The sequence below is a fragment of the Streptomyces silaceus genome (genome assembly GCF_001419745.1).
Lineage (GTDB): Bacteria > Actinomycetota > Actinomycetes > Streptomycetales > Streptomycetaceae > Streptomyces > Streptomyces silaceus.
The window spans coordinates 62,188-68,475 of the sequence record NZ_LIRJ01000067.1; the positions used below are offsets into that span (position 1 = coordinate 62,188).

6 protein-coding genes and 1 pseudogene are annotated in these 6,288 nt (G+C 73.9%); 4 read left to right on the forward strand and 3 right to left on the reverse strand.

Going from position 1 to position 6,288, the window contains the following annotated elements; translation table 11 throughout:
• Positions 1-162 precede the first annotated feature (162 nt).
• The 3 genes from AOK22_RS07855 (at position 163) to AOK22_RS07865 (ending at position 3,121) form a co-directional block, all read left to right on the forward strand.
• Positions 163-1,347 carry an acyl-CoA dehydrogenase family protein gene (locus AOK22_RS07855; protein ID WP_055697855.1) on the forward strand — a complete coding sequence of 395 codons (1,185 nt, stop codon included), beginning with the start codon at positions 163-165 and terminating at the stop codon, positions 1,345-1,347.
• Between the two features lie 76 nt (positions 1,348-1,423).
• A complete protein-coding gene (locus tag AOK22_RS07860) occupies positions 1,424-1,729 on the forward strand; it encodes a putative quinol monooxygenase (protein WP_055697856.1) in 306 nt (101 codons plus the stop codon).
• Positions 1,730-1,819: 90 nt separating this feature from the next.
• Positions 1,820-3,121, forward strand: a complete 1,302-nt coding sequence (locus AOK22_RS07865; RefSeq protein ID WP_079036421.1) for an FAD-dependent monooxygenase — start codon at positions 1,820-1,822, stop codon at positions 3,119-3,121.
• A gap of 49 nt (positions 3,122-3,170) precedes the next feature.
• Here AOK22_RS07865 and AOK22_RS07870 read toward each other — a convergent pair whose 3' ends face one another.
• The gene (locus tag AOK22_RS07870) at positions 3,171-4,736 is read right to left on the reverse strand and encodes an alpha/beta hydrolase (protein WP_055697857.1); all 1,566 of its coding nucleotides are present in this window, start codon (positions 4,734-4,736) and stop codon (positions 3,171-3,173) included.
• Positions 4,733-5,425: a GNAT family N-acetyltransferase gene (locus tag AOK22_RS07875; protein WP_055697858.1), complete on the reverse strand. Its 693-nt coding sequence runs from the start codon at positions 5,423-5,425 to the stop codon at positions 4,733-4,735. The genes AOK22_RS07870 and AOK22_RS07875 overlap by 4 nt, the downstream gene beginning before the upstream one ends.
• A gap of 82 nt (positions 5,426-5,507) precedes the next feature.
• Here AOK22_RS07875 and AOK22_RS07880 point away from each other — a divergent pair, with 82 nt between their 5' ends.
• Positions 5,508-5,720 carry an EF-hand domain-containing protein gene (locus AOK22_RS07880; protein WP_055697866.1) on the forward strand — a complete coding sequence of 71 codons (213 nt, stop codon included), beginning with the start codon at positions 5,508-5,510 and terminating at the stop codon, positions 5,718-5,720.
• Between the two features lie 90 nt (positions 5,721-5,810).
• Here the strand turns inward: AOK22_RS07880 and AOK22_RS07885 are convergent.
• Positions 5,811-6,095, reverse strand: a pseudogene (locus tag AOK22_RS07885) (ABC transporter ATP-binding protein); the annotation flags it as partial.
• Positions 6,096-6,288: the final 193 nt, after the last annotated feature.

Here is a 6,288-nt window from a genome sequence, read left to right on the forward strand (position 1 = left end):
CCTGCGGTTGCGCGTGAGCGGCCGGGTCTCCTGGGCGCCCGGCACCGGGCACGTACACGCTCACGCCGGCACGGACGAGAGCCATCGGCCCGATCACCGAGGGGCGGGCGGCAGCCGAGCAGCGGACTCACCATCGGGACCAGGGAATGGAGAAATGTGACCATGCAGCCCGCCGCGGAGAGAACGAGCATATTTTCCCGACTGCCGTTTCCCGGATTCACGAACGAATGGACCGCACGCGCGGAGGAAATCCTCCCCACGGTCGACGCCGATCGGGACAAAGCCGAGGCGAACCGGGCCTCGTCACCGGAAGTCTACGAAAAGATTGCCGAACTCGGCCTGCATCGCATGTTCGTTTCCCATGCGCTCGGCGGTGGCCAGGCTCCCCTGTCCGCCGGAATGGGCGCCATCGGACTCATGGCCCGTCATGACGCCTCCGTCGCCTGGCAGATCGGAGTGCAGGGCGCGATCGGGCGCATCACGGACTACCTGCCCGAGGACAGCGCTCGCACCGTCTTCTCCCGGCACGACAAGCTCGTCGTCGGCTCGGTGCACCCCACGGGAACCGCGGAGAAGGTCCCGGGCGGCTACCGGCTGTCCGGACGCTGGGGCTTCGCTTCCGGCATCGCCGGCGCGGCGTGGATCGTCTCCGCCGCCCGGATCACGAACGGCCGGACCGCCGACGAGGTCCGCATGCTGTTCACCCCCGTCACCGAGGTGAAACCGCTCGACACCTGGTACACGACAGGCTTGGCCGCGACCGCGTCGCACGACTACGAGATGGACGACGTGTTCGTGCCCGACGCGCACACCGTCGACAACGCCGCGCTGCTGGCACCTCCGCCGAGGCGCGCTTCGCGGGCCTACGGCATCGGCTACTACGACTTCGGCCCCTTTCTCGCCGCCGCCACGGTGCTCGGCATCGCCGGCCAAGCCCTGGACGCCTTCACCGAGTTGGCCATGTCCAAGATTCCCTCTGAAGGGAAGGCCACGCTCAGCAGCAGCCACACCGTGCAGGACCGCCTTGCCAGGGCCCACGCGGGGGTGCGCTCGGCGCACTGCCTCGTCGCCGACGCTGTGCGGCACGCCGAGCAGTCCGGTGAGACCGGGGGCGACGAGCTCTCCGCGCTGATCCGGCTCGCGTGCGCCCTGGCCGCGGAGAACGCGACGGCCGCCGTCGACACGGTCTGCGAAATGTCGGGGGCCACCTCTTCGTATCGCGCGCACCGGCTGGAGCGCTGCTTCCGCGACATCCATACCGTGGTCAAGCACATTCAACTGGCCCCGACCAACTTCGAGATGGTCGGCCAGTACCTCCTCGGCGGCGGCTTGCAGACCCGCCGCTGACCGCAGTCGTCCCCCTGGGCTCGCATCCGCCCGCACGCCCGAAACGACCGCCATCGCGCAAGGAGAGCCGCCCGTCATGTCCCTCACCGTCATCGCCGAGGCCCTGGCCAAGACCGGCCAGGAAGACCGTCTCCGCACCGTCCTGGAGGCGATGGTCGAGCCGTCCCTGGCGGAGCCCGGGTGCCTCGCCTACCGCCCCTACACCGACCGCAACGAGCCCGCCCGCATGGTGATCGTGGAGGAATGGACGGATCTCCGAGCACTCGCCGAACACTTCGCCACCCCTCACTTCCGCCACTTGAGGCAGGAACTGGACACGGTTCTCGCCGAGCCGCTGACCATTCGGAAGCTGGTGCCCGCTCCCGCCGCCGTCCCGTCATAGACGCACGGAAGACCGCCGGGAAGAGCCGGCGGGACCGGGCGGCCACGAACCGTCCCACCCGCTGCCGAAACGTGCAGGAGGACCCTCGGTATGAACTCACCTCGCCTCCGGATCGCAGGGGCCGATGTCGCCGTCGTGGGCGGCAGTATCGCCGGCTGCGCCACGGCGCTGGCCGCGCATCGCTCCGGCGCGGGCCGGATCACCGTCCTTGAACGCACCAGCGGCCGCCTCGCGGACCGCGGCGTCGGCCTGGTGATGCACGACGCCCGGTACGCCGAGCTCGCCGCCGCCGGATACGTGGACACGGCGATGCCCTGGGTGCAGCTGACCACCCGCCGCTGGTACCACCGCGACGGCGCCGCACCGCTCGGCCGCCCGTTCGCCGTCCTGCCCTTCCCGTTCCGCTCGTACTGCTGGGGACCGCTCTGGCGGGAGCTGCGGCGACGGCTGCCGGAGGACACCGTCTTCCGACCGGGCGTGAGGGTGGCCGGGGTCGGCAATGGCGCGGACGGGGCCACGCTGCGACTCGACGACGGCAGCGGCGGGAGCGGAGGCGCACGGCCTCACGCCGGGTGCCGCACGGAGCGCTTCGATCTGGTCATCGGCGCGGACGGCTATCGCTCGACGGTCCGCGCCGCCGCGTTCTCCGAGGTGGGGCCCGGCTACGCCGGCTATCTGGCCTGGCGCGGCGCCCTCCCCGCCGAGCGGCTGGCGGAACTCGACCTCCCGGGCCTGCCGGCCACTCCCTGGGCGGTGGAGGACTGTGCCTACGTCGTCTTCCCCGGCGGTCACGCCATCATCTACCGCATCCCGGACGGTCAGGGCGGCCACCGCGCCAACTGGGTGGTGTACACCGCCCCGCCCGCCGGTCTCGATCTGGCGCTTGACACCCCCACCAGCCTGCCGCCCGGCACCCTCACCGACGCGCTGCACGCCCATCTCGCCCATGTCGCCGACGCGTTGATGCCGCCTTACTGGGGCGGTCTCATCCGGCTGACGCCACGCGAGGAGCAGTTCATCCAGCCGATGTACGACTTCACCGCGCCGAGCTACACCGCCGGGCGGCTGCTGCTCGCGGGCGATGCGGCCACCGTCGCGCGCCCGCACATGGCCGGCGGCGCGGTGAAGGCACTGCAGGATGCCGCCGCCCTGGAGACCGCGCTGCGCGCCCTGCCGGAGCGGCCGGACGCGCTGGACGCGTACGGCGCCGAGCGCGGCAGGACCGGCCGGGCGATGGTCGAGCTGGGGCGGGGGCTGGGACGGCTCCTGGTGCAGGAGACGCCGGACTGGCGGACGTTGGACCAGGCCGGTCTGGCGGCAGCCTGGTCCGCGGCCGACGGCTCGGGCGCGTTCGGCGGCCGCGAGCTGCAGGACCGGCATCCCGTCGGATAGGTTCCGGCGCGCGTGCGGCCGGAGGCCGGTGCGACGCCTTCCGCCGCCGCTAGCAGGCGGCGTCGGCGCGGACCGGCCTCCGGTCGACGAGATAGGCGTCGACCGCCCTCGTGACGCAGCTGCCGCCGCGGCCGTACGCGGTGTGGCCGCGGCCCTCGTACGTGAGGAGCATGCCGCCGGGGAACTGTCCGGCGAGGCTCTCGGCCTCCTCGTACGGAGTGGCCGGGTCGCCCGTGGTGCCCACCACCAGGACCGGCGGCACGCCCTTCGCCCGGACCTCGTGCGGGCGCCGGGTGCCCGCGGGCCAGTCCGCGCAGGTCAGTTCGTCGACGACGCTCGACGTGCCGTACACGCCCGCGGCCCGGTCGGCGGCGGCCAGGGCGTCCCAGTAGGGGCGGGCCTCGCGCGGGTGCGGGGTGTCGAGGCAGCTGACGGCGAGGATGGCCTCGTCGTCGTTCTCACGGGCCCTGCCCCGGGTGCGGTGGGAGCCGGCCGGCTCCTCGTCGTCCGCCGCCATCCCGGCGAGCTTCGCCGCGTCGCCGTCCGCCGCCTCGCCCAGCGCCTCGGACAGGTCCCCCCAGCTGTCCTCCGGGCTGTACATCGCGTCCGTGACGACGTCGAGGAGGGTCCGGGCGTCCACGTCGTACGCGTCGTCCCCGGCCGGCAGCGGCTGGCGCGCCGCCTCCTCGTAGAGGCCGTCCAGCAGGTCGGACATCTCCTGCGGGCCGTCGGCGGGGCAGGCGTCGCCCGCGAGGTCCGCGCAGTGCTCGGCGTAGTCGTCGACGGCCCTGCGGAACCCCTTGCCCTGGGACAGCGCCCGCTCCGACCAGTCCAGGGACGGGTCGACGGCGCCGTCCAGGACCAGCGCGCGGACGCGGCGCGGGAACTGTTCGGCGTACGACGTGCCGAGGCTCGTGCCGTACGACCAGCCGAGATAGGTCAGCTTCCGGTCGCCGAGGGCCGCCCGCAGCACGTCCAGGTCGCGGGCCGCGTCGTCCGTGCCGACGTGGGGCAGGATGCCGCGGCTGCCCTTGACGCACGCGGCAGCCTCGGCGCGGGCTCCGGCGAAGGCGCGGGAGCGGTCGCCCGCGGTGCGGGGCGCGATCGGTTCCTGGGCGTCGTCCCCGCCGTCCCCACCGCCCCCGTCGTCGGGCTCCGCGCACCGCACCGCGGGCTCGCTGCCGCCCACCCCGCGCGGGTCGAAGGAGACGATGTCGAAGCGGGCGCGGACGGCGGCGCCGAACACCTCGCCGCCGTCCGCGGCCAGGTCGCTCACGCCGGAGGCGCCGGGGCCGCCCGGGTTGTAGACGAGCGAGCCGATGCGCTCGCCCGGGTCGGCGGTCGCCGCCTTCGCCACCGGCAGCACGAAGGTCTCGCCGTTGTCCGGGTGGGCGTAGTCCCTGGGCACGGTCAGGCGCGCGCAGCGCAGGTCGCCGCAGTCCTTCCACGCGAGCCGCTGGTCGTAGAAGCGCTTGAGCTCCGGCTTGGTGCCGTTCGCCGGGGACGCGGGGGACGAGGCGGTACAGCCCGTGAGCCAGGCCGTGGTGAGCGCCGCCAGGGCGAGGGCGGCGGTGAGGCGGGCGCGGACGCGGATGCGGCGGGTCGCGCGGCTCAACGCGGCGCTCCGAGGACCGGTCGAGGCGCGAGGAACAGCGCCTCCGAGCCCACCGGCCGGAACCCCGCCGCCTGGAACACCCGCACGCTGCGCGCGTTGCCCGGCGACTGCTGCGCCCACACCACGTCCCCGTCCGGCACGAGATGCCGGGCCGCGCTCGCCAGCGCGCGGCCGAGCCCCCGGTGACGCGCGTCCTCGTCGACCTCGATCGCCGCCTCCCAGCGGCCCGCGACGCCCCGGCCGACGACCAGCACGCCGCCGCCCTCGCACGCCCACACGCGTACGTCGTCCCGGCGCAGGCGGGCCCGTGCCACGCGCGGGTGGTCCGGGTCGTCGATCTCGCGCAGGGCGAGGGCGGGGTCGGGGCCGCCGGGCAGCGCGGTGGCGACGGTGAGCAGGTCGATGGTGTCGGTCGTGCGCCCGGTGCGGTCCAGGAGGGCGGTGAGGAAGCGCGGGTTCATGGTGGCCGCGAGCGGATCGCCGCCGAGGGCGTCGAGCGTGGCCCGCACCCACCGGGGGTCCTCGTCGGTGAAGACGACGGAGTGCGCGGTGAAGGCGATCACGCCCGCGTCGCGGTGGCCCGGCTGCGGGACGACGGTCGTGGTGCCGTCCGGCGGCGGGAAGACGCCGCGGGCCGCCGCGTCGAGGATGCCCGCGAGCGTGCGGGACGGGTCGGAGGTGCTGGCCATGGGCGTACTCCTGGTGAATCCGGTCCCGGGACGGCCGTTACCCTAACCCCCGTCAGTAGAGCACCAAGAAGGGGTGGATCCGGTGGCGGACATCGAGGAAGCGCGCAAGACGTTCGACCAGTTCGACGCGGACGGCGACGGCTTCATCACGGCGGCCGAGTGGAAGAGCGCCATGGCCAAGATGGGCGACTTCTACCAGACCGAGGCGGTGGCCGAGGCCGTGATCAGCGCGAAGGACACCAACGCCGACAAGCGTCTCTCCTTCGACGAGTTCTGGGCGAGCCTGAACAAGTAGTCGAGGCCGAGGCGAGTGAAGGGGGCCCGGCGCACGGTGTGTGCGCCGGGCCCCCTTCGCGTACCCGCGACCCCGCGTACCCCGCACTGCTCAGCGGCGGGCCCGCACGTTCCACCGGCCGTCCCTGCGCTCCAGCCGCACGGGGTGGTCGAAGCACTTGCCGACCTGGTCGCTCGTGAGGACGTCGGCGACGGCTCCGGAGGCGAGCGCGCGCCCGTCGCGCAGGAGCAGCGCGTGCGTCGTGCCGGCCGGCAGTTCCTCCAGGTGGTGCGTGACCAGGACCGTGGCGAGCTCGGGGTGGGCCTCGCGCAGGGGGTCCAGGCTGTCGAGGAGGCGTTCGCGCCCGGCGAGGTCGAGGCCGGTGGCCGGCTCGTCGGGGCGGACGGTGAGGTCGACCTCTTCGCGGATGGCGCGTCCCTCACGGACGACGGTGACGTCGTCCGCGCGCAGGACGGGGGGCGGCGGGGCCGCGGGGGTCATGGATCGCTCCTGGGGTTGCTGGCTCTCCTGTAGGTCCTGGGACTCTTGAGGGTGCCGCGGCTCCTGGGCCGTGGAACGGCCCCCGCCC